This window comes from Streptomyces yunnanensis, from assembly GCF_029011865.1.
GTDB lineage: Bacteria > Actinomycetota > Actinomycetes > Streptomycetales > Streptomycetaceae > Streptomyces > Streptomyces yunnanensis.
Genome location: NZ_CP095749.1, coordinates 3296430 through 3322959 on the forward strand (window position 1 = coordinate 3296430; position 26530 = coordinate 3322959).

Genomic DNA, 26530 nt, shown 5'->3' on the forward strand with positions numbered 1-26530 from the left:
CGCCCCACCCCGACCGTCCTTCCGCCCGGACCGCGGGCCCCTATGACGCCCGCCACTGCTCCCAGGAGAGGTTCCAGTCGCCGAAGCCGTTGTCGGGCTGGATGGTGCGGTCGTGGGAGTTCTTGACGATGACGACGTCGCCGATGAGCGAGTTGCGGTAGAACCAGGCCGCCGGGGTGCCGGAGTCGCCGCCGCCGCGCTGGTCGTAGAGGCCGACGCAGCCGTGGCTGGCGTTGCGGGTGCCGAACGCGTCCCGGCCCGACCAGTAGTTGCCGTGGATGAAGGTGCCGGAGGTGCTCAACCGCATGGCGTGCGGGACGTCCTTGATGTCGTACTCGCCGCCGTAGCCGACGGTCTCCCCGTTCATCCGCGTCACCGGGTGCTTCTCGCTGATCACCATCTGGCCGTTGTAGGTCTCGGTGCCCGGGGCGCCCGCGGTGATCGGCACGGTCCGCAGCGTCTTCCCGTCGCGGACCACGGTCATCTGCTTGGTCCGGGCGTCCACGGTGCTCACCTGGCTGCGGCCGATGGTGAACGAGACCTCCTTGGCCTGGGTGCCGTAGACGCCCGGGCGGCCCTCGACGCCGTCGAGGTCGAGCCGGAGGGTGACCTTGGTGCCCGGTGCCCAGTACGCACGGGGGCGGAAGTCGAGGCGGTCGTTGCCGAACCAGTGGCCGGCGATCGGGACCGCGGGCCGCGCGGTGACCGTGATGGCCTTCTCGACGGCCCGGGGGCGGGTGATGCCGCGGCTGAAGCGGATCGAGACCGGCATCCCGACGCCCACCCGCTGGCCGTTCTCCGGGCTGTACTGGCCGATGAAGGTGTTCTTCGGGACGAGCGTGGTGAACGTGGCGTGTTCGGCGGCCTGTCGGCCCCGGGCGTCCACCGCCACCGCGTCGACGGTGTACCGCGTCGAGGAGCCGAGGTGGCTGTCGGGCCGCCACAGGGCGCCGTCGCCGGATATCTTCCCGTCGACCGCATTGCCCTTGGCGTCGGTGACCTTGACGGACCGCAGGGTCCCCTTCCGGACGGTCACCTTCAGGGCGCCGCTGGTGGCCACCTCCCGCGCGCCGTCCTGGGGCGCTATCACCACGGCGGCCTGCGAGGCGGCGGTGTCCGCCCCGGTCCGCCCGGGCGACGCGGCCCCCTCGTCGCCCCCGCAGGCGGAGACCGACAGCAGCAGCGGAGCGAGCAGCAGCGCGAGCGGTGCGCCCGCGCGGCGCGCCCGCCTCCGACGCACCGGCTCCCCCGCCATCGGCTGGACGTTCACGACTGGCCCCTTCCCCCTCGCACGGCCCCCGGTCCCCCGCTCCCGAGCGCCGTCGACCGGATGCGTGCCGCTACATAACCACACCGCACCGACAGTGAACTCCCCCTGGAGGTCACCGTTTAGTCCCGAGTGACGGGTGGGTGCGCGGGCATGCGTACGAGCGCCCGGGGGTGTTCCGCGGGCGCGCCGGCGGGGGTCCGTTCAGTGCAGCGCGCTGCCCGCCCGCCAGGCGGCCCAGGGCATGTTCCAGCCGCCCAGGCCGTTGTCGGGGGCGACCGTGCGGTCCGGGGAGTTGCGGACCTCCACGGTGTCGCCGACGATCGAGTTCCGGTAGAGCCAGCCGGCCGGGGTGTCCGGGCCGCCGCCCCGGACGTCCCGCAGTCCGACGCAGCCGTGGCTGGTGTTGAGCCCGCCGAAGACCTCCCGCCGGGCCCAGTAGTTGCCGTGCAGGAAGGTCCCGGACCGGGTCAGCCGCATGGCGTGCGGCACGTCCGGGATGTCGTACTCGGCGCCGAAGCCGACGGTGTCGCCGTCCATCCGGGTCACCGCGTGGCGCTCCAGGATCACCATCGTCCCGTTGTAGGTGGGGTTGTCGGCGTTGCCCGCGGTGACCGGCAGGGTGGCCACCACCTTGCCGTCGCGGCGGACGGTCAGCGTGTGCCGGGCGGCGTCGACGGTGCTGACCTGGTCGCGGCCCACCTGGTAGTGGAGGGTCTTGTGCTGGATCCCGTAGGCACCCGGTCCGGTCCGCACCTCGCGCAGCCGCAGCTGGACGGTGAGGCGGGTGCCCGGCCGCCAGCGCTCCCGGGGCCGGAAGTCCAGCCTCCGGTGGCCGAACCAGTGGGGGGCGACCTCGACGGCGGGTCGGGCGCTGACGGTGACCGCGCGCTCGACGGCCGCGCGGTCGAGGACCGGGCGGTTGAAGACCAGCGAGAAGATCAGGCCGGTGCCGACCGTGGCGCCGCTCTCCGGCGAGTAGAAGCCGATGAGGCGGTGCGGGGGCGCGAAGGTGTTGAAGGTGGTGTGCCGGGTGGTGCGGCGGCCGGCGCCGTCCACCGCGACCGCGTCGACGGTGTACCGGGAGGCGAGTTCGAGGGAGTCGGTCACCGGCCGCCAGATCGTGCCGTCCCGGGAGATCCGGCCGGCGACCGGCTGCCGGCCGTTGCCGCCGGCGCGGTTGACCTCCACCCGCTCCAGGCGGCCCTCCGGAACCCGGACCTCCAGCCGGCCGTTGGCCCGTACGCCGCGGGCGCCGTCGCCGGGGAGGATCCGGATCGCCTCCTCGGGGGCGGGCGGGGCGCCGCCGAGGAAGAGGTCCCGGTCGGCGCAGCCGGTCAGGGTCGCCGCGCCGGTGAGCGCGATCAGCAGGGCGCGGGCGGCGCGGCGCAGACGGGACGGCCGGGGCGTCGCCGTCCTACAGGGCGCGCGGCGGGCCGCCGGGGCGCCCGCCGGTGCGCGGTCCGCGCTGCGGCCGCCGGTGTCGCCCCCTGGTCGGTGATACTGATGGCCGGTCATATGCCGGATTGTGACGGATGATTCGCAAGTTGGTCGGTATGCCGCGAAGAGGAATGTCATGGACGCTCCGGTTCGCGGGCCGGGGCGAGCCGGTGGCGCGGGACGCGCGGGCCGGGGCGGGTCCCCGCCCGAAACGGCCCGGGAGCCGGGGGCGGGAAGCCCACGGCAGCGGGAAGCGTGCGGCAACGCCCGGTTGCGGGCAGAACAACGGTGCACCATCGTGCACCGCACCGCGGGCGGCGGCCCCGCGCCCGGCCGGGACACCTCCGGGCCCGGGACGCCGTCGCCAGCCCCGAGCCGCAGGAGGCCGGCACGTGTCCAGCGCACCCGAGCAGGAGGCGGTGGCGGACGAACCGCTCGCCCCGCCCGCGGATGTCCGCCCCGGCAGCCCGACGCCCCTGGGGGCCCGCTGCCGCACCGGGCCGGACGGCGTGGCGGGCACCAACTTCGCCCTGTGGGCGGGCGGTGCCGAGGCCGTCGAACTGTGCCTCTTCGACGACGAGGACCAGGAGACCCGCTGCCCCCTCACCGAACTGACCCACGAGATCTGGCACGGCTTCCTGCCCGGCGTCCGCCCCGGACAGCGCTACGGCTACCGGGTGCACGGCCGCTGGGACCCCTGGACCGGTGCCCGTTGGAACCCGGCGAAGCTGCTGCTCGACCCGTACGCCCGCGCCGTGGACGGCGACTTCGGCGCCCGTATCGAGGCCGGCCCCACCGGACCGGCGCTGCCCGCCCAGCTCTACGGGCACGTCCGGGACTGGCCCGAGCAGCACATAGCCGACACCGTGCGGGACGACCGCGACTCGGCGCCGTACGTCCCCAAGGGGGTGGTGGTCGGCGAGGAGGGCGACGGCGAGGACGAGTGGCGGGACGACCGGCGGCCCAAGACGCCCTGGCCGGATTCCGTCCTCTACGAGCTGCACGTCCGGGGCTTCACCATGCGCCACCCGGGCATCCCGGAGCGGCTGCGCGGCACCTACGCCGGGCTGGCCCACCCGGCCGCGCTGGCGCACCTGACCCGGCTCGGGGTGACCGCCGTCGAGCTGCTGCCGGTCCACCAGTTCGCGCACGAGGACCACCTGGTGCGCCGGGGGCTGCGCAACTACTGGGGCTACAACTCCCTCGGCTACTTCGCGCCGCACGCCGGCTACGCCGCCACCGGGACCCGCGGCCAGCAGGTCGGCGAGTTCAAGCGGATGGTCCGGGCGCTGCACGACGCCGGCATCGAGGTGATCCTGGACGTCGTCTACAACCACACCGCCGAGGCCGGCGAGAGGGGGCCGACGCTCTCCCTCCGCGGCATCGACAACCGCGGCTACTACCGCCTCCAGGGGGACCGCCGCCGCTACGCCGACTACACCGGGTGCGGCAACACCCTGCACGTCGTCCAGCCGCACGTGCTGCGCCTGATCACCGATTCGCTGCGCTACTGGGTCACCGAGATGGGGGTGGACGGCTTCCGCTTCGACCTGGCGGCGGCGCTGGCCCGCTCGATGCACGACGTGGACATGCTCTCCCCGTTCCTGGCGGTGATCGCCCAGGACCCCGTGCTGCGCCGGGTCAAGCTCATCGCCGAGCCGTGGGACGTCGGTTCCGGCGGCTATCAGGTCGGCGCCTTCCCACCCCTGTGGACGGAGTGGAACGACCGCTACCGGGACACCGTCCGGGACTTCTGGCGCGGCGCCACGCACGACGTCCGCGACCTGGGCTACCGGCTCTCCGGGTCGAGCGACCTCTACGCCTGGGGCGGCCGGCGCCCGTACGCCTCGGTCAACTTCATCACCGCGCACGACGGTTTCACCCTGCGCGACCTGGTCAGCTACGAGCACAAGCACAACGAGGCCAACGGCGAGGACAACCGCGACGGCACCCACGACAACCGGGCCTGGAACTGCGGCGCCGAGGGCGAGACCGACGCCCCGGACGTCCTCGCGCTGCGCCGCCGCCAGCTCCGCAACCTGCTGACCACCCTGCTGCTGTCCACCGGGGTGCCGATGCTGGTCGCCGGCGACGAGATGGGCCGCACCCAGCACGGCAACAACAACGCCTACTGCCAGGACAACCCCACCGGCTGGCTCGACTGGTCGCTGCTGGAGGACCCCCACTGGCGCGGCCTGGCCGCCCTCACCGCCCGCCTGATCGCGCTGCGCCGCGCCCACCCCGTGCTGCGCCGCCGGGCGTTCTTCTCCGGCCGCCCGCAGCGCCGCGGCGGCCTGCGCGATCTGGCGTGGTTCGGCGCGGACGGCACCGAGATGACCGAGGCGGACTGGTACGCCCCCGGTGCCACCCTGGCCATGTACCTCTCCGGCAACGACATCCCGCAGCGCGACGCCCGCGGCGTCCGGGTCACCGACGACAGCTTCCTCGCCGTCCTGCACGCCGGCGCCGAGCCCCGGTCGGTGGTCCTGCCCGGCCTCCCCTGGGCCGGGTCGTACGCGCTCCTGGTGGACACGTCGGTCGAGCCGCCTCCGGACGGGACGGCCGAACGCCGCCCGGAATCGGGGACGTTCGCGGCGGGCGCCGGGCTCACGGTGCCGGGGCGGACGGTGCTGCTGTTCCGTGCGGTGCCGGGGTGACGCCCGCGGTCCGGCCGATCCCCAGAATCTGATGCACCATCATCTTTCTTGTCGGTAACGGGGATTACCGGCCCGTCGCGCCCCGTTCCGATCCGTTCCGGACGCTCGCGCCAAAACCGCATGAGCACTGTCGGTGGTGCGCCGTACTCTCGCGGGTGATGACCACGACCACGCGTTCGACGTCCGGTGACGAGCGGACCGGAGCGGTGCGGCGCTCCGCGGTGCGCTCGCTGTTACGCCTGTGGCCGTTCGTGCGGCCGGTGCGGGCCCGGCTGTGCACCGCCGCGTGCGTGGCGGTGGTCGCGTCCTGCCTCTCGGTGGTCGTTCCGCTGGTGCTCAAGTGGCTGGTGGACGGGCCGGTGGCGCACCGGGACGCCGGCGGGGTGTGGCTGGGCGGCGGGTATCTGCTGCTGCTCGGGGTCGCCGAGGCGCTGCTGTTCGGGCTGCGGCGGTGGCTGGTGGCGCGGCCGACGGCGGCGGTGGAGGCGGCGATGCGCGACGCCCTCTACCGCCATGTGCAGCGGCTCCCGGTGGCCTTCCACGATCGCTGGACGTCGGGGCAGCTGCTCTCCCGGGCCACCACGGACCTCCAGCTGTTACGTCTGTTCCTGGTCTTCCCGCTGCTGTTCCTGCTGGTCAACGGCGTGACGATCGCGGTGGGCGGGGTGCTGCTGCTGGCCCAGCAGTGGTTGCTGGGGCTGGTGCTGCTGGCGCCGGTGCTGCCGCTGATGGCGGTGTGCTCGGTCTTCCAGGCCAAGTACGGGCGGGTCGCGCGCCGGGCCCTGGACCAGGTCGGCGATCTGACCACGGTCGTCGAGGAGTCGGTGCTCGGCATCCGGATCATCAAGGGCTTCGGGCGGCACCGCAGCCAGGCCCGCGCGTTCCGCGAGCTGGCCCGTGCGGTGCGCACCACCGAGCTGCGCAAGGCCCGGCTGCTGGCCGCCATATGGGGCGTCAACACCCTGCTTCCGGAGGTGGCGTTCGGCGCCGCGCTGGTGCTCGGCACGGTCCAGGTGGCCGACGGGCAGCTGTCCGCCGGCACCCTCGTCGCCTTCCTGTCGATGGCGCTGGCACTGCGCTGGCCGGTGGACTCGATCGGCTTCCTGCTGGCGATGAGCAGCGCGGCGGCGACGGCCGCCGACCGGTACTTCGAGGTGCTGGACGAGCCGGCGGTGGAGGAGGGCGGGCCGTGGCGGCGCACGAACGACGCAGCCGCCGCCGAGGGCGAACGGGGCGGCGGGGGGCTGGTCTTCGAGGGGGTGGAGTTCCGCTATCCGGACGCCACCCCCGACGCCCCACCGACCCTGCGGGGCGTCGATCTGCACGTCCGGCCCGGGGAGACGATGGCGCTGGTCGGGGCGACCGGCAGCGGCAAGACCACCCTGACGGCGCTGGTGCCGCGGCTGTACGACCCCACCGCGGGCCGGATCACCCTGGGCGGCCGGGATCTGGCCACGCTCAGCCGCGAGGAGGCGCGGGCGCTGGTCGCGGTGGCCTTCGAGGAGCCGACCCTCTTCTCGGCGTCGGTGGCGGAGAACGTCCTGATGGGCGCGGCGGACGGCCCGGAGGCGGACCACCCGGCGGCTCTGCGGCGGGCGCTGCGGGTGGCGCAGGCCGAGGAGTTCGTGGCCGCCCTGCCGCAGGGCGCCGCCACCGGGGTCGGCGAGCAGGGGATGAGCCTGTCGGGCGGGCAGCGGCAGCGGTTGGCGCTGGCCCGCGCGGTGGTCGGCCGGCCGCGGTTCCTGATCCTCGACGACCCGCTCTCCGCGCTCGACGTGCACACCGAGGCCCGGGTGGAGGCGGCGCTGCGGGACGTCCTGGCGACGACCACGGCGCTGGTGGTCGCCCACCGGCCGTCCACGGTGCTGCTGGCCGACCGGGTGGCGCTGCTGTCCGGCGGCCGGATAGCCGCCGTCGGCACCCACCACCAACTGCTGCGGGAGAACGCGGAGTACGCGGCGCTGATGTCCGGCGACCCGGGGCGCGGCGGCACCGGGCGACAGGAGGGGGAGGGCGCGCGATGACGACCACGGAGACCGACCGGCCGGCCGACGGCCCGGACAGCGACACCACCGGCGACGCCGGCCACCGCACCGGCCACCGCACCGGGCGGCCCGCCGCGGACGGGCGGCGCCCGCCTGACGACGCGCCGGACGCCTTCGAGGCGGATCTGCTGCCCACCCCGAAGGGCGCCTCCCGGGCCCTCCTGGGGTCGCTGCTGGCCCCGCACCGCGGCCGGGTGGCCGCCGCCACCGCCGCGCTGCTGCTCCAGCAGGCCGCCGCGCAGGCCAGCCCGCTGCTGGTGGCCTACGCCCTCGACCGGGTGGTGCCGGCCCTGCGGGCGGGCGGGCGCGGCCCGCTGGTCGTCCTGGTGACGGTGGCCGTGCTGTGCGCGGTGGCCGCCGGCGGCCTCCAGTGGGCCTTCGTCCGGCTCTCCGCCCGGGCCGGCCAGGACGTGCTGCTGGACCTGCGCGGCCGGATCTTCCGGCACTCCCAGGCCCTCGGCCTGGACTTCCACGAGCGCTACACCTCCGGCCGGTTGATATCGCGCGCCACCACGGATGTCGAGGCGCTGCGCGAACTCCTCGAAGAGGGCCTCCAGGAACTGGTCACGGTCGTCCTCGCGGCGCTGTACGTCACCGCCCTGCTGTTCTGGCTGGACGTCGGCCTGGGCACCGCGGCGCTGCTCTCGGCGGTGCCGCTGGCGCTCCTGGTCCGCTCCTTCCAGCACCGCTCGCAGCGGGCGTACCTCGCCAAGTCCACCGCCACCGCGGCGGTCATCGTGCGGTTCGCGGAGACCCTCAACGGCATCCGGCCGGTGCTGGCGTTCCGCCGCGAGCGGGCCAACGACGCCGCCTTCGCCGCGCTGAACTCCCGCCACCGGCGGCTCAACGGCGACGCGATCCTGGAGATGGCGCGCTATGTCGTCGGCTCCCGCGCGGTGGCCAACGCCGCGCTGGCCGCGATCGTGCTGTGGGGCGCCTACCGCGTCGTCACCGGTGGGCTCGCCCTCGGTGTGCTGGCCGCCGCGACCCTCTACCTGCGCCGGCTGTACGACCCGCTCGACCGGATGGGCGTGTTCCTGAACGCCTACGAGTCCGCCGCCGCCTCCCTGGAGAAGATCGCCGGGCTGCTGGCCCAGCGGCCGACGGTCGCCGAGCCCACCGCTCCGCGTGCGCTGCCGCCCGCCGCCCCCGACCGCCCCGGCCGCGAAGTGGCCTTCCACGGCGTCCGCTTCGGGTACCGCACGGGCGGCGAGGTGCTGCCGCGGTTCGACCTCGCCCTGGCGGCCGGCACCACCGTCGCGGTGGTCGGCGCCACCGGGGCCGGCAAGTCCACCCTCGCCAGGCTGCTGGCCCGCTTCCACGACCCCACGGAGGGCCGGGTGACGCTGGACGGGGTCGATCTGCGCGAGCTGTCCGGCGCGGAGCTGCGCCGCGCGGTGGTGATGGTCACCCAGGAGGCGTTCCTGTTCTCCGGCACGGTCGCCGACAACATCGCGCTGGGCAATCCGGATGCCGACCGCGCGCAGATCGAGCGGACCGCGCGGGCGATCGGGGCGCACGACTTCATCGTCGCGCTCCCGGAGGGCTACGACACCGACGTCCGCAGGCGCGGCGGCCGGCTCTCCGCAGGCCAGCGTCAACTGGTCGGCTTCGCCCGGGCGTTGCTGGCCGATCCGGCGGTGCTCATCCTGGACGAGGCGACCAGCTCGCTGGACATACCGGGCGAGCGGGCGGTGCAGCGGGCGATGGGCGCGGTGCTGCGCGGCCGGACGGCGCTGGTGATCGCGCACCGGCTGTCCACGGTGGAGTCCGCGGACCGGGTGCTGGTGATGTCCGACGGCCGGATCGTCGAGGACGGCGCCCCGGCCGCGCTGATCGCCGACGGCGGCCGGTATGCGGCGCTGCACCGGGCCTGGCGGACGAGCGTGTCCTGAGCGACGGCCCGGGCCGGCCCGATACCCGGCCGACCGTCCGGTTTCCGGACGTCGATTTCGCCCAACGGACGTTTTCCGGCCAATTAGTTGAACGGCACCTGACAACCACTCACCAGTGGTGGCACTCTTCCCGGCAACCGCCACCCGGACCCCCACAGCACCGCTCCGGACGGCCGTGCCCCCGTACCACCAGCTCGTCAACCCCCCACACACGCTCCACGAGTTCTGCCTCGCTCTGCCCGGACGGCCGCTCAGCCGCCCGGTCCCCCCTTGGCCGCTCCCGTCGTGCCGCGGCCCCGCAGAAGGAGTCCGTGTGAGAAGCACCCCCCATAGACCCACCCCGCAGCGGCGTGCCGTGGCGACCGGCGCGCTGGTCGCGGTCACCGCACTGCTGGCCGTCGGCGTCCAGACCGGCACCGGCGCGGCGGCCAGCCCGCACGGCACCCCCGCGGCCCGCCCGGCCCCGCACGCCGCCCCCCTGGCCGGTGCGCTGCCCGTCAAGCTCACCCCGTCCCAGCGGGCCGAGCTGATCCGGAAGGCGGGCGCCACCACGGCCGCCACCGCCCAGCGGCTGCACCTCGGCGCCAAGGAGAAGCTGGTCGTCAAGGACGTCGAGCAGGACGCCGACGGCACCACGCACACCCGCTACGACCGCACCTACGCGGGGCTGCCGGTGCTCGGCGGCGACCTCGTCGTGCACACCGCGAAGGGCGGTGCGGTCAAGAGCACCACCAAGGCCACCAAGGCCGCCCTCGCCGTCGCCTCCACCACCGCGAAGGTCGCCCCGGCCACCGCCGCGGCCAAGGCGGTCTCCTCCGCCAAGTCCCTCGGCTCGACGAGGACCGCGGCCGACCAGGCCCCGCGCAAGGTGGTCTGGGCCGCCGACGGCACCCCGCGGCTGGCCTGGGAGACGGTGGTCGGCGGGTTCCAGGACGACGGCACGCCCAACCAGCTGCACGTCATCACCGACGCCGACACCGGCGCGAAGATATTCCAGTACCAGGGCATCGAGAACGGCATCGGCAACAGCGAGTACAGCGGCAAGGTCACCATCGGGACCTCCGGCTCCGCGCCGAACTTCACGATGACCGACACCACCCGCGGCAACCACAAGACCTACAACCTCAACCACGGCTCGTCCGGGACCGGTTCGCTGTTCACCGACGCCGACGACACCTGGGGCGACGGCACCCCGGGCAACGCCCAGACCGCCGCCGTGGACGCCGCCTACGGCGCCCAGGAGACCTGGGACTACTACAAGAACGTGCACGGCCGCACCGGCATCCGCGGCGACGGCGTCGGCGCCTACTCCCGCGTGCACTACGGCAACAGCTACGTCAACGCCTTCTGGGACGACAGCTGCTTCTGCATGACGTACGGCGACGGCAGCAACAACGCCGCCCCGCTGACCGCGCTGGACGTGGCCGGCCACGAGATGTCGCACGGCGTCACCGCCGCCACCGCCAACCTCACCTACAGCGGCGAGTCCGGCGGCCTCAACGAGGCGACCTCGGACATCTTCGGCACCGCCGTGGAGTTCTACGCCAACAACCCCGCCGACCCCGGTGACTACCTCATCGGCGAGAAGATCAACATCAACGGCGACGGCACCCCGCTGCGCTACATGGACAAGCCCTCCAAGGACGGCGCCTCGGCCGACTACTGGTCGAGCACCGTCGGCAACAAGGACGTCCACTACTCGTCCGGTGTCGCCAACCACTACTTCTACCTGCTGTCCGAGGGCAGCGGCCCCAAGGACATCAACGGCGTCCACTACGACAGCCCGACCTACGACAACCTGCCGGTGCCGGGCATCGGGCGGGCCAACGCCGAGAAGGTGTGGTTCAAGGCGCTCAGCCAGTACATGAGCGCCAACACCGACTACGCCGGCGCCCGCACCGCCACCCTCCAGGCCGCGGCCGACCTCTTCGGCCAGGGCAGCGCCTCGTACAACACGGTCGCCAACACCTGGGCGGCGGTCAACGTCGGCTCCCGGGTCCCGGACGGCGGGGTCTCCGTCACCAACCCGGGCAACCAGACCGGCACCGTCGGCCAGGCTGCCAGCCTCCAGATCAAGGCCAGCAGCGGCACCACCGGCTCGCTGTCGTACGCGGCCAGCGGGCTGCCCGCCGGGCTGTCCGTCGACGCCTCCACCGGCCTGATCTCGGGCACCCCGACCACCGCCGGCACCAGCACGGTCACCGTGACGGTCACCGACGCGGCGCAGAAGACCGGGACCGCGTCCTTCACCTGGACCGTCAACCCGGTCGGCGGCGGCAACGTCTACGAGAACACCACCAAGGTGGCCATCCCTGACGCCGGTGCGGCCATCACCTCGCCGATCCCCGTCAGCCGCAGCGGCAACGCGCCCAGCGGGCTCAAGGTGACGGTGGACATCACCCACAGCTGGCGCGGTGACCTGGTCATCGACCTGCTGGCCCCGGACGGCACCGCGTACCGGCTGAAGAACTCCAGCCTCTCAGACTCGGCGGCCGACGTGAAGGCCACGTACACCGTCAACGCCTCGACGAAGGCCGCGAGCGGCACCTGGAAGCTGCGTGTCCAGGACGTCTACGCGGGCGACTCCGGCACCCTCAACGGCTGGAAGCTGACCTTCTGACACCAGCCGGCAACCTGCCCGTCACCTTGGTGTGAAAATGCCGGTCCGACTTCGGCCGCGCCGCACCTGACGCGTCAACTAAGCGACTGCACAACCGAGTTGGGCGTCGTCCCCGGATCCACCGGGGGCGGCGCCCCGCTCCGTTATCCGGACATCGATCACCTCTGTGCGAACGATTTTCGGCCAATCTTCGAACACCCCCCTGACATGCCCGCGCTCAAATGGCAGTCTTCCCGACGCATGTCACACCCGCATCGCTTTGCACCCCCACCACTTGGCAAAGTTGAAGGAGCACGCGTGACCCCCCACATATCTCGTAAGACCCGTGTGACCAGTGCCGCCGTTGCCGCGGCGGCCCTGCTCGTCGCCGGCATCACCGCGGCCAACACCGCCGGTGCCTCGCCCGCCCCCGCCGCCACCCCCCACGGTGGCGCGCCGCTCGCGCTCAGCACCTCGCACCGCGCCGAGCTGCTCCACGACGCCAGTGCGGCCACCGCGCAGACGGCCAAGGCGCTGGGCCTGGGCTCCCAGGAGAAGCTGGTCGTCAAGGACGTCATCAAGGACGCCGACGGCACCGTGCACACCCGTTACGACCGCACCTTCGGCGGCCTGCCGGTGCTCGGCGGCGACCTGGTCGTGCACACCGCCAAGGGCGGCGCCGTCAAGGGCGTCACCAAGGCGGCCAAGGCGGACGTCAAGGTCGCCTCGCTCACCGCGAAGATCGCCCCGAAGGCCGCCGCGCTGGCCGCCGAGTCGACCGCCACCAAGACCATCGGCGCCAAGAAGGTCGACGCGCCCGCGCCCCGCAAGGTGATCTGGGCCGCCAAGGGCACCCCGGTGCTGGCGTACGAGACCGTGGTCGGCGGCGTCCAGAAGGACGGCACGCCCAACCAGCTGCACGTCATCACCGACGCCAACACCGGCAAGAAGCTCTTCCAGTTCCAGGGCATCGAGACCGGCGTCGGCAACAGCGAGTACGCCGGCAAGGTCGACCTCGCGTCCAAGAAGGGCGGCAGCGGCTACGAGCTGACCGACGACTCCCGCGGCGGCCACCAGACGTTCAACCTCAGCGGCAGCGAGAGCGGCGACGGCAAGCTCTTCACCAACTCCACCGACACGTGGGGCGACGGCAAGCCGAGCAACCCCGAGACCGCCGCCGTCGACGCCGCCTACGGCGCCCAGGAGACCTGGGACTACTACAAGAACGTGCACGGCCGCAGCGGCATCAAGGGCGACGGCAAGGGCGCCACGTCCCGCGTGCACTACGGCCAGAACTACGTCAACGCGTTCTGGGACGACAGCTGCTTCTGCATGACGTACGGCGACGGCGAGGGCAACAACAAGCCGCTGACCGCCCTCGACGTCGCGGGCCACGAGATGTCGCACGGCGTCACCTCCGCCACCGCGGGCCTGGAGTACAGCGGCGAGTCCGGCGGCCTCAACGAGGCCACCTCGGACATCTTCGGCGCCTCCGTGGCGTTCTACGCCAAGAACCCCGCCGAGCCGGGCAGCTACTTCATCGGCAAGAAGATCGACATCAACGGTGACGGCAAGCCGCTGCGCTACATGGACAAGCCCTCCAAGGACGGCCAGTCCCTGGACAACTGGAGCGCGGACGCCGGCAACGTGGACGTCCACTACTCCTCGGGCATCGCCAACCACTTCTTCTACCTGCTGTCCGAGGGCAGCGGCGCGAAGGACGCGAACGGCGACCACTACGACAGCCCGACCGCGGACGGCTCCAAGGTCACCGGCATCGGCCGCGACAAGGCCGAGAAGATCTGGTTCAAGGCGCTGACCACGTACATGACCTCGACCACCGACTACAAGGCGGCCCGCGAGGCGACCGTCAAGGCGGCCACCGACCTCTACGGCGCGGACAGCGCCGAGGTCAAGGGCGTCGAGTCGGCCTGGACCGGCGTCAACGTCAAGTAACGCACCACCGCGGCCGGTTGGCCGCACCGCACCGGCGTGGCCGGGGCTCGCTCCCCGGCCACGCCGGCTTTTTTCGGCCACGCCGCCGCGGCCGGATCCCCCGCCCGCGCCCGCCCGCCCCCCGCGGCCGACAGCCCGTACTGCCCGGTCCGTCGATATGGCCGATTCCACCCCCTCAGGCGCTCTTGTCCGGACCCCCGCGTGGCGAGAGGCTGCGGTGGTGGCGCCGACGGGCCCCGGCGCGGCAACGGACTTCCGCACACCGCAACTCCGCTGTGCTCGCACCGAGTTGAGGAGGCGAACGCCGACCGTGTCAGCACCGAGCCGCGGCCGCCCACCAGGGCGGCGGCCCCTGCCCACCGGAGCGCCCGGCGTGAGCGGTTACGAATCGGTAGTTCACATTCCCGTGGCTTTCCCGGCCGCCGCGCACGGGAAGCCTCACCCGGTACGCCGTTCCGCGCACCCGGCCGGCGGGGCCCGTTCGGGGCCGCCGTGCCGTCCGCCAGCAGAGTGAAAGCGGACAGGAGCGCCCATGCCCGCACCCGGTCCCCCCGCCGTGGAGCGGATAGAAAGGACAAAACCCCGCAAAGCATCACAATCCCAGGTGAGCCCATGATCGGTCGCATCCCTGTACTGGACATCCGCCCGCAGATCGATTGCGGCCGCCGCCCGGCCAAGGCCGTGGTGGACGAAACCTTCGAGGTCTCCGCGACGGTCTTCCGCGAAGGCCACGACGCGGTCGCCGCGAACGTGGTGCTGCGCAACCCCGCGGGCCGGTGCGGCCCCTGGACCCCGATGCGGGAGCGGGAACCGGGCACCGACCGGTGGACCTGCGAGGTCACCCCCGACGTCGAGGGGCGCTGGACGTTCACCGTCGAGGCGTGGTCCGACCCGGTCACCACCTGGCGCCGGCACGCCGGGGTGAAGATTCCGGCCGGGATCGACACCGAGCTGGTCCTCGCCGAGGGCGCCGCGCTGCACGAACGGGCCGCCTCCGAGGTCCCCAAGAGCGACGGCCGGGAGGCGGTGCTGGCCGCCGTCGACGCGCTGCGCGACGCCACCCTGCCGGCCGCCACCCGCCTGGCCACCGCGCTCGCCCCGGAGGTCACCGAGGCGCTGGACCGCCACCCGCTGCGCGAACTGATCACCGTCTCCCGCCCGATGCCGCTGACCGTCGAGCGCCGAAGAGCCCTGTACGGCTCCTGGTACGAGCTCTTCCCGCGCTCCGAGGGCGCCGTGACCGCACCGGACGGCAGCTGCCTCGGCGGCACCCTGCGCACCGCCGCCGAGCGGCTGCCGGCGGTCGCCGCGATGGGCTTCGACGTGGTCTACCTGCCGCCCGTCCACCCGATCGGCACGTCCCACCGCAAGGGCCCCAACAACGCGCTCGCCGCGCGCCCGGGCGACGTCGGCTCCCCCTGGGCCATCGGGTCGCCGGCCGGCGGCCACGACGCGCTCCACCCGGACCTGGGCACCTTCGAGGACTTCGGCCACTTCGTGCGGACCGCCCGCGACCTGCGGATGGAGGTGGCGCTGGACTTCGCCCTCCAGTGCTCCCCGGACCACCCCTGGGTCGCCCTGCACCCGCAGTGGTTCCACCACCGCGCCGACGGCTCCATCGCCTACGCGGAGAACCCGCCGAAGAAGTACCAGGACATCTATCCGCTCGCCTTCGACACCGACTTCCGCGGACTGGTCCGGGAGACCGAGCGGCTGCTGCGCTTCTGGATGGCCAGGGGCATCCGGATCTTCCGGGTGGACAACCCGCACACCAAGCCGGTGGCGTTCTGGGAGAAGGTCCTCAGTGACATCAACCGCACCGACCCCGATGTGCTCTTCCTGGCCGAGGCGTTCACCCGCCCGGCGATGCTGCACACCCTCGCCCAGATCGGATTCCAGCAGTCCTACACCTACTTCACCTGGCGCAACACCAAGGAGGAGCTGACCGAGTACCTCACCGAACTGTCCGGTGAGAGCGCCTCCTACCTGCGGCCCAACTTCTTCGTGAACACCCCGGACATCCTGCACGCCTACCTCCAGGAGGGCGGTCGCCCCGCCTTCGAGATCCGTGCCGTGCTGGCCGCCACCCTCTCCCCCGCCTGGGGCGTCTACGCGGGCTACGAGCTGTGCGAGGGAACCCCGCTGCGGCCCGGCAGCGAGGAGTACCTGGACTCGGAGAAGTACCAGCCCCGGCCGCGCGACTGGGACGCCGCGGCCCGCGAGGGGCGGACCATCGCCCCGCTGATCACCACGCTCAACCGCGTCCGCCGCCGCCATCCCGCCCTGCAACAGCTGCGCAACCTGCACTTCCACCAGGTCGACAACGACGCCGTCCTCGCGTACTCCAAGCGCGTGGGACACGGGGCCGGGGCCGACACGGTGCTCACGGTGGTCAACCTCGACCCGCACCACACCCACGAGGCGACGGTGTCGTTGGACATGCCGGAACTCGGCCTTGGCCGGCACGAGTCCTTCCCGGTGCGCGACGAGCTCACCGGCGACACCTACCACTGGGGCAGGGACAACTATGTGCGCCTGGAGCCGGGCAGCTCGCTCGCGCCGGCTCATGTGCTGTCGCTGCGACCGTCCTCACCGATCGGAGGGTCACCCAATTGATCGTCAATGAGCCTGTTCCCGACACGTTCGAAGACACCCCGGCGAAGGACCGCGATCCCGAGTGGTTCAAACGGGCGGTCTTCTACGAGGTCCTGGTCCGTTCCTTCCAGGACAGCAACGGTGACGGTATCGGGGACCTCAAGGGCATCACGGCCAAGCTCGACTACCTCCAGTGGCTGGGGGTGGACTGCCTGTGGTTGCCGCCGTTCTTCAAGTCCCCGCTGCGGGACGGCGGCTACGACGTCGCGGACTACACCGCGGTCCTCCCCGAATTCGGCGATCTGGCCGACTTCGTGGAGTTCGTCGACGCCGCCCACCATCGCGGCATGCGGGTCATCATCGACATGGTGATGAACCACACCAGCGACCAGCACCCGTGGTTCCAGGAGTCCCGCACCGATCCGGACGGCCCGTACGGCGACTACTACGTCTGGGCGGACGACGACAAGCAGTACGCCGACGCCCGGATCATCTTCGTCGACACCGAGGTCTCCAACTGGACCTTCGACCCGGTCCGCAAGCAGTACTACTGGCACCGCTTCTTCTCCCACCAGCCGGACCTCAACTACGAGAACCCGGCGGTCCAGGAGGAGATGATCTCCGCCCTGCGCTTCTGGCTCGACCTCGGCATCGACGGCTTCCGGCTGGACGCGGTGCCCTACCTCTACGCCGAGGAGGGCACCAACTGCGAGAACCTGCCGTCCTCGCACGCGTTCCTCAAACGGGTCCGCGCCGAGATCGACGCGCACTACCCGGACACCGTGCTGCTGGCCGAGGCCAACCAGTGGCCGGAGGACGTGGTCGACTACTTCGGCGACTACACGGTCGGCGGCGACGAGTGCCACATGGCCTTCCACTTCCCGGTCATGCCGCGCATCTTCATGGCGGTCCGCCGGGAATCCCGTTACCCGGTCTCGGAGATCCTCGCCAAGACCCCTCAGATCCCGTTCGGCTGCCAGTGGGGCATCTTCCTCCGCAACCACGACGAGCTGACCCTCGAAATGGTCACGGACGAGGAACGCGACTACATGTACGCGGAGTACGCCAAGGACCCGCGGATGCGCGCCAACATCGGCATCCGCCGCCGCCTGGCCCCGCTGCTGGACAACGACCGCAACCAGATCGAACTGTTCACCGCGCTGCTGCTGTCGCTGCCCGGCTCGCCGATCCTCTACTACGGCGACGAGATCGGCATGGGCGACAACATCTGGCTCGGCGACCGGGACGCGGTGCGCACCCCGATGCAGTGGACCCCGGACCGCAACGCCGGGTTCTCCTCCTGCGACCCGGGCCGGCTCTTCCTGCCGACCATCATGGATCCCGTCTACGGCTACCAGGTCACCAACGTCGAGGCCGCGATGAGCTCGCCGTCCTCGCTGCTGCACTGGACCCGCCGGATGATCGAGATCCGCAAGCAGAACCCGGCGTTCGGGCTCGGCAGCTACACCGAGCTGCCCTCGTCCAACCCCGCGGTGCTGGCCTACCTCCGGGAATCCCCGGGCAAGGACGGCGCCGACGACGACCTGGTGCTGTGCGTGAACAACTTCTCCCGCTTCGCGCAGCCGACGGAGCTGGACCTCCAGGCGTTCAGCGGTCGCCATCCGGTGGAGCTCATCGGCGGCGTCCGCTTCCCGGCCATCGGCAAGCTGCCGTACCTGCTGACCCTGGCGGGCCACGGCTTCTACTGGTTCCGGCTCCGCAGGAACACACAGCAGGCGCCCAACGCGGTCTAGGTGCCGTCGTCACCGTCCCGTCGTCGCCCGCGGACCGGAGGGCGACGACAGGCCCCGGGGAACCGAGGGAGCCCGCCGTACCGGGCACGGGCCCCTGGGGTTCCCCCGCCCGTACGCGATCGTCCGGCGCGTACGGGCGTTTTTCGACCTTTCGCTCGGGCAACCTCCCTACTACCGCACGGGCCGGGTGGGCCATGGACGGTCTTCCGGCTCGGGTGGGGTCCTCCCGCCCGTCGGAGCTCGGGGACCGGCACCACCGCACGAAGCGAACGCCGAGAAACGCCGAAAACGCTCGCGCGTAAGGACGATCTCGCCCGACACGTCCCACACCGCTGCATCGTAAAGGCCGCATTCCGGGACACTTTGCCCTGTCTGTCGTGTGCCCGGGGAAAGGACGCGACGCCATGTCGGACACCGCCTCGACCCGTGCCACCCGCCACACCCCCGACCGCTCGCCGGTCACCGCACCCGATCTGCTCTCCTCGTTGGTGCCGCTGCTGGCCGAGTGGGTGCCGCGGCAGCGCTGGTTCGCCGGCAAGGGACGGCTGCTCACCGGCTTCACGCTGGTCGCGGCGACCGAACTGCTGCCGTGCGCCGGCGAGGGCAACGCACCGGGCCTGCTCCAGCTGCTGGTCCGCGCCCAGCAGAGCGCCCCGCCCAGCCGCACCCCGGCCGGCGGCGACTGCTACCAACTGCTGCTGGGCACCCACCCCGCGCCGCCGCCACACCTGGCGCCCGCGGTGCTCGGCCGCCCGGCCGGCGGACCGCTGCGCGGGCGCACCGTCTACGACGCGCTGCTGGACAACCGGCTGTGCGGGCTGCTGCTGGAGCGGCTGCGGGTGCCCGGCCGGATCGGGGCGCTGCGGTTCTGCCGCGAACCGGACGTGGACATCCCCTCGGGGCTGACCGCCCGGCCGATCGCGGTGGAGCAGTCCAACTCCTCGATCGTCTATGGCGATACGTTCATTCTGAAGGTCTTCCGGCGGATCGAGCCCGGCGTCAACCCCGATCTGGAGCTGCCGCGGGCGCTGGCCGGCGCCCGGTGCGCGCGGGTGCCGGCGCCCGCCGCGTGGTTCGAGTCGGCGCACCCCGAGCCCGACGGCGAGGCGACGACCCTGGGCGTCCTCCAGCCCTTCCTCGCCGGCTCCACCGACGGCTGGCAGCTGGCGCTCAACGCGCTGGCGGTGCGTGCCGACTTCACCCGCTCGGCGCGGGCGCTCGGCCACGCCACCGCCGAGGTGCACACCGCGCTCGCCCAGGCGCTGCCCACCACCGAGCTGCGCCGCCCGCAGCTGGACGCGATCGCGGCCCAGATGAACGAGCGGCTGGAGGCGACCGCCCGCGCGGTGCCGGTGCTCCAGCCCTACCGGGTGCGGCTGCGCACCGCGTTCGACGCGCTCGTCGCGCTGGGGCACGACGGCCGCAGCTGGGCCGCCCAGCGCATCCACGGCGATCTGCACCTGGGGCAGACGCTGCGCTCCGTCGAGGGGGGCCGCTGGGCGCTGATCGACTTCGAGGGCGAGCCGGCCCGGCCGCTGGCCGAGCGGCGCCGCCCGCAGCCGGCCGTCCGGGACGTCGCCGCGATGCTCCGCTCGTTCGACTACGCCGCCCGCAGCGGCCCGGCCGGCGGCGACCCCTGGGCGCTGGACTGGGCCCGTCGCACCCGCGCGGCGTACTGCCTGGGCTACGCCGAGGCCGGCGGGCCGGATCCGCGCTCCGCGCCGGAGCTGATGCGGGCCTACGAGACCGACAAGGCCGTCTACGAGGTGCTGTACGAGGCGCGGCACCGGCCCGACTGGCTGTCGGTGCCGATGGCGGCGATCCGGCGGCTGGCGGCCTGCGGGGATCCGGGGGCCGGCTGAGCCCGCGCCCGCGTGGCGGCCCCGTCGGCCCCGCCCCGTCCGCCCGTCCGGAACCGACCGACCGATCCCCGCCCCGAGGAGGCCCCACCCGTGACCGCCCGCCCCTCTCCCGCCGCCCCCCAGAGCGGCGAGCCCGCCGCCGCACCGCCGTCCCGGCCCACCGCCCCCGTGCCCACGCCCGGCCCGCCGCCGAACGGCGCGCGGACCGCCGCGGAGAGCGCCGCCGGCCGCGGCGTGCGGCGGGCCGCGCCGCTGTCCGACGAGGACCGCGGGCGGCTGCTCGCCGGGGCGCACCACGACCCGCACGCGCTGCTCGGCGCGCATCCGCTGCCCGGCGGACTGTTGTTCCGGGCCCTGCGGCCGGGTGCCCGGAGCGTCACGGTCGTGGCGCCGGGGCTGCGGGCGACACTGCGCGCCGAGGGGGACGGGCTGTTCGCGGGGGTGCTGCCGCTCCGGGAGATCCCCGACTACCGGCTGCTGGTGGACTACGGCGAGACCACGCCGACCGTGCGGGACCCCTACCGCTTCCTGCCCGCGCTCGGGGAGTTGGACCTGCACCTGTTCGCCGAGGGCCGGCACGAGCAGCTGTGGCAGGCGCTCGGTGCGCGGGTCATGACGCACCAGGGGGTGGCCGGGACCCGCTTCACCGTGTGGGCGCCCAACGCCCGGGGCGTGCAGGTGGTGGGGAACTTCAACTACTGGGACGGCACCGGCACCCCGATGCGCTCGCTGGGCTCGTCCGGGGTGTGGGAGCTGTTCCTGCCGGACCTCGGCGAGGGCGAGCTGTACAAGTTCGAGATCACCCGGCCGGACGGCTCGAAGACGGTGCGGGCCGATCCGATGGCCCGGCGCACCGAGTGTCCGCCGGCCACCGCCTCGGTGGTGCACGCCTCGCACTACCAGTGGCGGGACGCCGTATGGATGGGCCGGCGCGGCGCGCGCCCCGTGCACACCGCGCCGTTCTCCGTCTACGAGGTTCATCTCCCTTCCTGGCGACCGGGCCTGACCTATCGTCAGCTCGCCGTCCAGCTGCCCGCCTACGTCAAGGACCTGGGCTTCACCCACGTCGAGTTCATGCCGGTGGCCGAGCACCCCTTCGGCGGCTCCTGGGGCTACCAGGTGACCGGCTTCTACGCGCCCACCGCCCGGATGGGCACCCCGGACGACTTCAAGTTCCTGATCGACGCGCTGCACCGGGCCGGGATCGGGGTGCTGATGGACTGGGTGCCGGCGCACTTCCCGCGGGACGACTGGGCGCTGGCGGAGTTCGACGGGCGGCCGCTGTACGAGCCCGGGGACCCGGCGCGGGCCGCGCACCCGGACTGGGGCACGTTGGAGTTCGACTACGGCCGCACCGAGGTGCGCAACTTCCTGGTCGCCAACGCGGTGTACTGGTGCGAGGAGTTCCACATCGACGGGCTGCGGGTGGACGCGGTGGCGTCGATGCTCTACCTCGACTACTCGCGGGAGGACGGCGGCTGGACGCCGAACGTCCACGGCGGCCGGGAGAACCTCGACGCGGTCGCCTTCCTCCAGGAGATGAACGCGACGGTCTACCGTCGCTGCCCCGGCGTCGTCACCATCGCCGAGGAGTCCACCGCCTGGGACGGCGTCACCCGCGCCACGCACCACGTGGGGCCGGGCGGCTTCGGCGGGCTGGGCTTCGGGCTGAAGTGGAACATGGGCTGGATGCACGACTCCCTGGGCTACGTCGAGAAGGAGCCGGTGCACCGCAAGTACCACCACGGCGAGATGACCTTCTCGATGATCTACGCCTACTCGGAGAACTACGTGCTGCCGATCTCGCACGACGAGGTGGTGCACGGCAAGCGGGCGCTGGTGTCGAAGATGCCCGGCGACTGGTGGCAGCAGCGCGCCAACCACCGGGCGTACCTGGGTTTCATGTGGGCCCACCCGGGCAAGCAACTGCTCTTCATGGGGCAGGAGTTCGCCCAGGGCGCGGAGTGGGCGGAGAGCCACGGCCCGGACTGGTGGCTGCTGGACCCGTCCTACGAGGCGGAGGCGGACCACCGGGGCGTCCGCGACCTGGTGCGCGAGCTGAACCGCCGCTACGCGGCCACGCCCGCGCTGTGGGAGCGCGACACCGACCCGGCCGGCTTCTCCTGGATCGACGGTGACGCCGGCGAGGACAACGTCTTCTCCTTCCTCCGCCACGCGGCATCGGGGCACCGCCCCGGCGGTTCGGGCACGGGGGGAGGCGGTCCGCTGATCTCGGTCACCAACTTCTCCCCCGTCGTCCGGCACGACTACCGGCTGGGCGTCCCCGGCGACGTGCCCGTCTGGCGCGAGGTCCTCAACACCGACGACCCGCGCTTCGGCGGCAGCGGCGTCACCAACCCCGATCCGCTCAAGACCGAGCCGGTCCCCTGGAACGGCCGCCGCACCTCGATCGCGGCGGTGCTCCCGCCACTGGCCACGATCTGGCTGCTGCCCGCCTAGGTCCTGTCGTCAAACTCCCGTCGTTCTCCCGTCGTCCGCCCGAAGGGGCGGGCGCACGCGGCGCCCGCCCCTTCTCCCCTCCTGCGCGTCCGGTCAGACCCCGACGGACGTCTTGCCGCCGTCGGCCGACGGGGCGGCCTCGGCGGGGGACGGTGTGCCGTGCCCGTCGGCGGACAGCGTCCGCTCGTCGAACGGCAGCCGGCCGGCCAGCACCTCGGTGACCCGGTCGCGGTCGATCTCCTTGGTCCAGGTGCCGATCAGGATGGTGGCCACCGCGTTGCCGGCGAAGTTGGTCATCGCCCGGGCCTCGCTCATGAAGCGGTCGATGCCGACGATCAGGCCGACGCCGTCGACCAGTTCGGGCCGGTGCGACTGGAGGCCGCCGGCCAGCGTCGCCAGGCCCGCGCCGGTGACCCCGGCCGCGCCCTTGGAGGCGATGATCATGAAGGCCAGGAGCGAGACTTGCTGACCGAGCGAGAGCGGCTTGTCCATCGCCTCGGCGACGAACAGCGCGGCCATGGTCAGGTAGATGGCGGTGCCGTCGAGGTTGAAGCTGTAGCCGGTCGGGACGGTGATGCCGACGACCGGGCGGCTGACGCCCAGGTGCTCCATCTTGGCGATCAGCCGGGGCAGCGCCGACTCCGAGGAGGAGGTCGACAGGATCAGCAGGAACTCCCGGCCGAGGTACTTCAGCAGCGCGAAGACGTTCACCCCGGCGACCAGCCGGAGCAGCGTGCCGAGCACCACGACGACGAAGAGCAGGCAGGTCAGGTAGAAGCCGACCATGATGACGGCCAGCGACTTCAGCGCGGCCAGCCCGGTGGCGCCGACGACCGCGGCCATCGCGCCGAAGGCTCCCACCGGCGCCGCCCACATGATCATCGACAGCACCCGGAAGACCAGCTTCTGCACATGGCCGATGCCGCGCAGCACCGGCTCGCCCGCCGGGCCGAGCGCCTGCAGTCCGAAGCCCAGCAGCAGTGCCACCAGCAGGGTCTGGAGCACCTCGCCCTGGGTGAACGCGGAGACCAGGGTGGTCGGGATGATGCCGAGGAGGAAGTCGGAGGTGGACTCGTGGCCGCCGGCGGTCTGGGCCTGGCCGGCGTGCCGGAGCGCCTCGGTCAGGTGCAGGCCGGAGCCGGGCTCCAGGAGGTTGCCGACGAGCAGGCCGATCGCCAGCGCGACGGTGGACATCAGCATGAAGTAGCCGAGGGCCAGCCCGCCGACCGCGCCGACCTTGGCCGCCTTACGGACCGAACCGATGCCCAGCACGATGGTGCAGAAGATCACCGGCGAGATCATCATCTTGATGAGGTTGACGAACCCGGTGCCGAGCGGTTTGAGCTGGACGGCGACACCGGGGGCGGCGAGTCCGACGACGATGCCGAGCAGCACGGCGCCGATCACGGCGAGGTACAGGAAATGGGTCCGGTCCCGCTTGGCCGGTGGGGTGTCCTCGGCCGTGCCCCGGGACGACGGGATCTGTGCAGCCACGGCTGCCCTACCTTTCCTGACGGGGGTCACGGTTGCGCACCGCTCTCGCGGCTCGCGGCGCACAACAAGTCCCGGCGACTATGCACGGCGGTGTGGCGCCCGTCACCCTTGCGTACATTTCGTTCACGTAAAAGTGACCCGGCAGACTGTTCTGTATGCGCCTCCCCCGTTTCCGCCCGTCACGGCGGCTGCGCGGCCCCCGCAGTCTCGCCGGGCAGCTCTTCGCCATGCAGGTGGTCCTGGTGGCGGTGGTGGTCCTGGGCTGCGCGGTCTTCGCGTACGTGAACGCCGAACGGCAGGCGGAGGAGACCGCGCGGCGGCAGGCGACCGCGGCGGCCACCGCCGTCGCCGACTCCCCGGCCGTGGTGACCGCGGCCCGCACCAAGGACCCGACCGCCGCGCTCCAGCCGTACAGCGAGCGCCTGCGCCGGGACGCCGGGGTCGACTTCGTCGTGGTGATGGCGCCGGACGGCACCCGTTGGACGCACCCGGAGCCGTCCGCGATCGGCGGGAAGTACCTCGGCCACATCGGCCCCGCGCTGCGCGGCGAGATCTTCCCGGAGACCCACATGGGGGTGCTCGGCCCGTCCGTGCGGGTCGTCGCCCCGGTGCGCGACCCCGGGCGGGGCGGCGCGATCACCGCGCTGGTCAGCTCCGGGATCACCATCGCCACCATCAGCCAGCAGCTGCGGGACCAGGTCCTGGCGCTGGTCGGGGTGGCCGCCGCGGCGCTGGCGCTGGGCGGCGCCGGCACGTACGTGGTCAACGCCCGGTTGCGCCGGCACACGCACGGGATGAACGCCGCCGAGCTGAGCCGGATGTACGACTACCACGAGGCCGCGCTGCACGCCGTCCGCGAGGGGCTGTTGATGATCGACGGGACAGGCCGGGTGGCGCTGATCAACGACGGCGGGCGGGAGCTGCTGGGGCCGGCCGGGGACGCGGTGGGTCGGCCGGTCGCCGAGCTGGGGCTGCCGGAGCCGCTGACCGAGGCGCTGCTGGCGACCGGGCCGCGGGTCGACGAGCTGCATCTGACCGGCGAGCGGGTGCTGGTCGTCAACTCCTCCCCGGTCTCCGGCGGTCAGCACCGCGGCAGCGTCGTCACCCTCCGCGACCACACCGAACTCCAGGCGCTCTCCGGCGAGTTGGACTCCGTACGGGGCTTCGCCGAGGCGTTGCGCTCGCAGGCGCACGAGGCCGCCAACCGGCTGCACACCGTGGTCTCGCTGATCGAACTGGGCCGGGCCGAGGAGGCGGTGACGTTCGCCACCGCCGAGCTGGAGCTGGCGCAGGCGCTGACCGACCGGGTGGTGGGCGCGGTCGCCGAACCGGTGCTGGCCGCACTGCTGTTGGGCAAGGCGGCGCAGGCCAACGAGCACGGCGTGGAGCTGGTGCTGACCGAGGACAGCCGGATCGACGACGGGGTGATCCCGCCGGACCTGCCCGCCCGCGACCTGGTGACGGTGCTGGGCAACCTCATCGACAACGCCCTCGACGCCGCCGCCCCGCCCCAGGAGCACGACGCCCCGCCGCAGGTGCGGGTCACCGCGCGGGCGGACGGCGACGAACTGCTGCTGTGCGTCGCGGACAACGGGCCGGGGGTCGCCGGGGACACCGCCGAGGAGGTCTTCCGGCGCGGCTGGAGCACCAAGCAGCGCGCCGGCGGCGGCGCCCGGGGGCTGGGGCTGGCCCTCGTCACGCAGGCGGTGCGGCGGCACGGTGGCACGATCGGGCTGGACCGGGGGCCGGAGGGCGGCGCGCGGTTCACCGTGCGGCTGCCGCTGCGGGCGGCCGCGGGGGCGGTCCGATGAGCGCCGGGGTCATCCGGGTGCTGGTCGTCGAGGACGATCCGGTCGCCGCCGCGGCGCACGCCCTGTACGTGGGGCGGGTGCCGGGCTTCGCGGTGTCCGGCACCGTGCACTCGGGCACCGAGGCCCGCCGCCACCTCGACCACCACCCGGTCGACCTGCTGCTGTTGGACCTGTTCCTGCCGGACGGCCACGGGCTCCAGCTGGTGCGGACGCTGCGCGCCGCCGGGCATGCCGCGGACATCATCGCGGTGACCTCCGCCCGCGATCTGGCGATGGTCCGCGAGGGCGTCTCGCTGGGCGTCGTCCAGTACGTGCTGAAGCCGTTCACCTTCGCGACGCTGCGGGACCGGCTGCTGCGCTACGCCGAGTTCCGCGCCACCACCGGGGAGGCCAGTGGGCAGGACGAGGTGGACCGGGCACTGGCGGCGCTGCGCGCCCCGCGGCCGGCGGCGCTGCCCAAGGGACTGACCGCGGCCACCCTGCGGGCGGTGACGGACGTGCTGCGGTCCGCCGCGGACGGGCTGACCGCGACCGAGGCCGCCGCGGACGTGGGCATCTCCCGGATCACCGCGCGCCGCTATCTGGAGCACCTGGTGGACACCGCCCGGGCCGCCCGGGCCCCGCAGTACGGGCAGGTCGGCCGCCCGGAGCTGCGCTACCGCTGGTCGGGGCATTGACCGGGGGTGACCGGTGAC

14 protein-coding genes are annotated in these 26530 nt (G+C 73.0%); 11 read left to right on the forward strand and 3 right to left on the reverse strand.

Annotation, left to right across the window (positions count from 1 at the left end; all coding sequences use genetic code 11):
- Positions 1 to 40: 40 nt before the first annotated feature.
- Both MOV08_RS14245 and MOV08_RS14250 read right to left on the reverse strand, forming a co-directional pair.
- Positions 41 to 1270, reverse strand: a complete 1230-nt coding sequence (locus tag MOV08_RS14245) for a L,D-transpeptidase (RefSeq protein ID WP_078875743.1) — start codon at positions 1268 to 1270, stop codon at positions 41 to 43.
- A gap of 201 nt (positions 1271 to 1471) precedes the next feature.
- Positions 1472 to 2785, reverse strand: coding sequence for a L,D-transpeptidase (locus tag MOV08_RS14250; protein ID WP_275307677.1), 1314 nt, complete (start codon positions 2783 to 2785; stop codon positions 1472 to 1474).
- A gap of 314 nt (positions 2786 to 3099) precedes the next feature.
- Here MOV08_RS14250 and glgX point away from each other — a divergent pair, with 314 nt between their 5' ends.
- The 9 genes from glgX to glgB all read left to right on the forward strand — a co-directional run bounded on the left by glgX (position 3100) and on the right by glgB (position 22530).
- Entirely contained in the window at positions 3100 to 5364 is a 2265-nt protein-coding gene (gene glgX / locus MOV08_RS14255) for a glycogen debranching protein GlgX (RefSeq protein ID WP_275307678.1), read from the forward strand.
- 158 nt (positions 5365 to 5522) lie between these two features.
- Complete coding sequence (locus MOV08_RS14260) at positions 5523 to 7388, forward strand: ABC transporter ATP-binding protein (RefSeq protein WP_275307679.1); 1866 nt, start codon at positions 5523 to 5525, stop codon at positions 7386 to 7388.
- Positions 7385 to 9304, forward strand: coding sequence for an ABC transporter ATP-binding protein (locus tag MOV08_RS14265; protein WP_275307680.1), 1920 nt, complete (start codon positions 7385 to 7387; stop codon positions 9302 to 9304). Before MOV08_RS14260 ends, MOV08_RS14265 begins: the two co-directional genes overlap by 4 nt.
- Before the next feature lie 355 nt (positions 9305 to 9659).
- The gene (locus tag MOV08_RS14270) at positions 9660 to 11924 is read left to right on the forward strand and encodes a M4 family metallopeptidase (RefSeq protein ID WP_275307681.1); all 2265 of its coding nucleotides are present in this window, start codon (positions 9660 to 9662) and stop codon (positions 11922 to 11924) included.
- A gap of 297 nt (positions 11925 to 12221) precedes the next feature.
- Positions 12222 to 13859 carry a M4 family metallopeptidase gene (locus MOV08_RS14275; protein WP_275307682.1) on the forward strand — a complete coding sequence of 546 codons (1638 nt, stop codon included), beginning with the start codon at positions 12222 to 12224 and terminating at the stop codon, positions 13857 to 13859.
- Positions 13860 to 14471: 612 nt separating this feature from the next.
- On the forward strand, positions 14472 to 16475 hold the full coding sequence (locus MOV08_RS14280) for an alpha-1,4-glucan--maltose-1-phosphate maltosyltransferase (RefSeq protein WP_275307683.1): 2004 nt from the start codon (positions 14472 to 14474) through the stop codon (positions 16473 to 16475).
- Positions 16472 to 18208: a maltose alpha-D-glucosyltransferase gene (gene treS, locus MOV08_RS14285; RefSeq protein ID WP_275307684.1), complete on the forward strand. Its 1737-nt coding sequence runs from the start codon at positions 16472 to 16474 to the stop codon at positions 18206 to 18208. The genes MOV08_RS14280 and treS overlap by 4 nt, the downstream gene beginning before the upstream one ends.
- A 404-nt stretch (positions 18209 to 18612) precedes the next feature.
- Positions 18613 to 20070 carry a maltokinase N-terminal cap-like domain-containing protein gene (locus MOV08_RS14290; RefSeq protein WP_039632659.1) on the forward strand — a complete coding sequence of 486 codons (1458 nt, stop codon included), beginning with the start codon at positions 18613 to 18615 and terminating at the stop codon, positions 20068 to 20070.
- Positions 20071 to 20160: 90 nt separating this feature from the next.
- The gene (gene glgB, locus MOV08_RS14295) at positions 20161 to 22530 is read left to right on the forward strand and encodes a 1,4-alpha-glucan branching enzyme (RefSeq protein WP_420834155.1); all 2370 of its coding nucleotides are present in this window, start codon (positions 20161 to 20163) and stop codon (positions 22528 to 22530) included.
- Between the two features lie 93 nt (positions 22531 to 22623).
- On the opposite strand, the gene MOV08_RS14300 is transcribed toward glgB, so the two are convergent.
- On the reverse strand, positions 22624 to 24024 hold the full coding sequence (locus MOV08_RS14300) for a cation:dicarboxylate symporter family transporter (protein WP_039632660.1): 1401 nt from the start codon (positions 24022 to 24024) through the stop codon (positions 22624 to 22626).
- Positions 24025 to 24179: 155 nt separating this feature from the next.
- Between MOV08_RS14300 and MOV08_RS14305 the strand changes: the two genes are divergently transcribed.
- Positions 24180 to 25835: a sensor histidine kinase gene (locus MOV08_RS14305; protein ID WP_275307685.1), complete on the forward strand. Its 1656-nt coding sequence runs from the start codon at positions 24180 to 24182 to the stop codon at positions 25833 to 25835.
- Positions 25832 to 26512 carry a response regulator gene (locus tag MOV08_RS14310; RefSeq protein ID WP_039632664.1) on the forward strand — a complete coding sequence of 227 codons (681 nt, stop codon included), beginning with the start codon at positions 25832 to 25834 and terminating at the stop codon, positions 26510 to 26512. Before MOV08_RS14305 ends, MOV08_RS14310 begins: the two co-directional genes overlap by 4 nt.
- Positions 26513 to 26530: the final 18 nt, after the last annotated feature.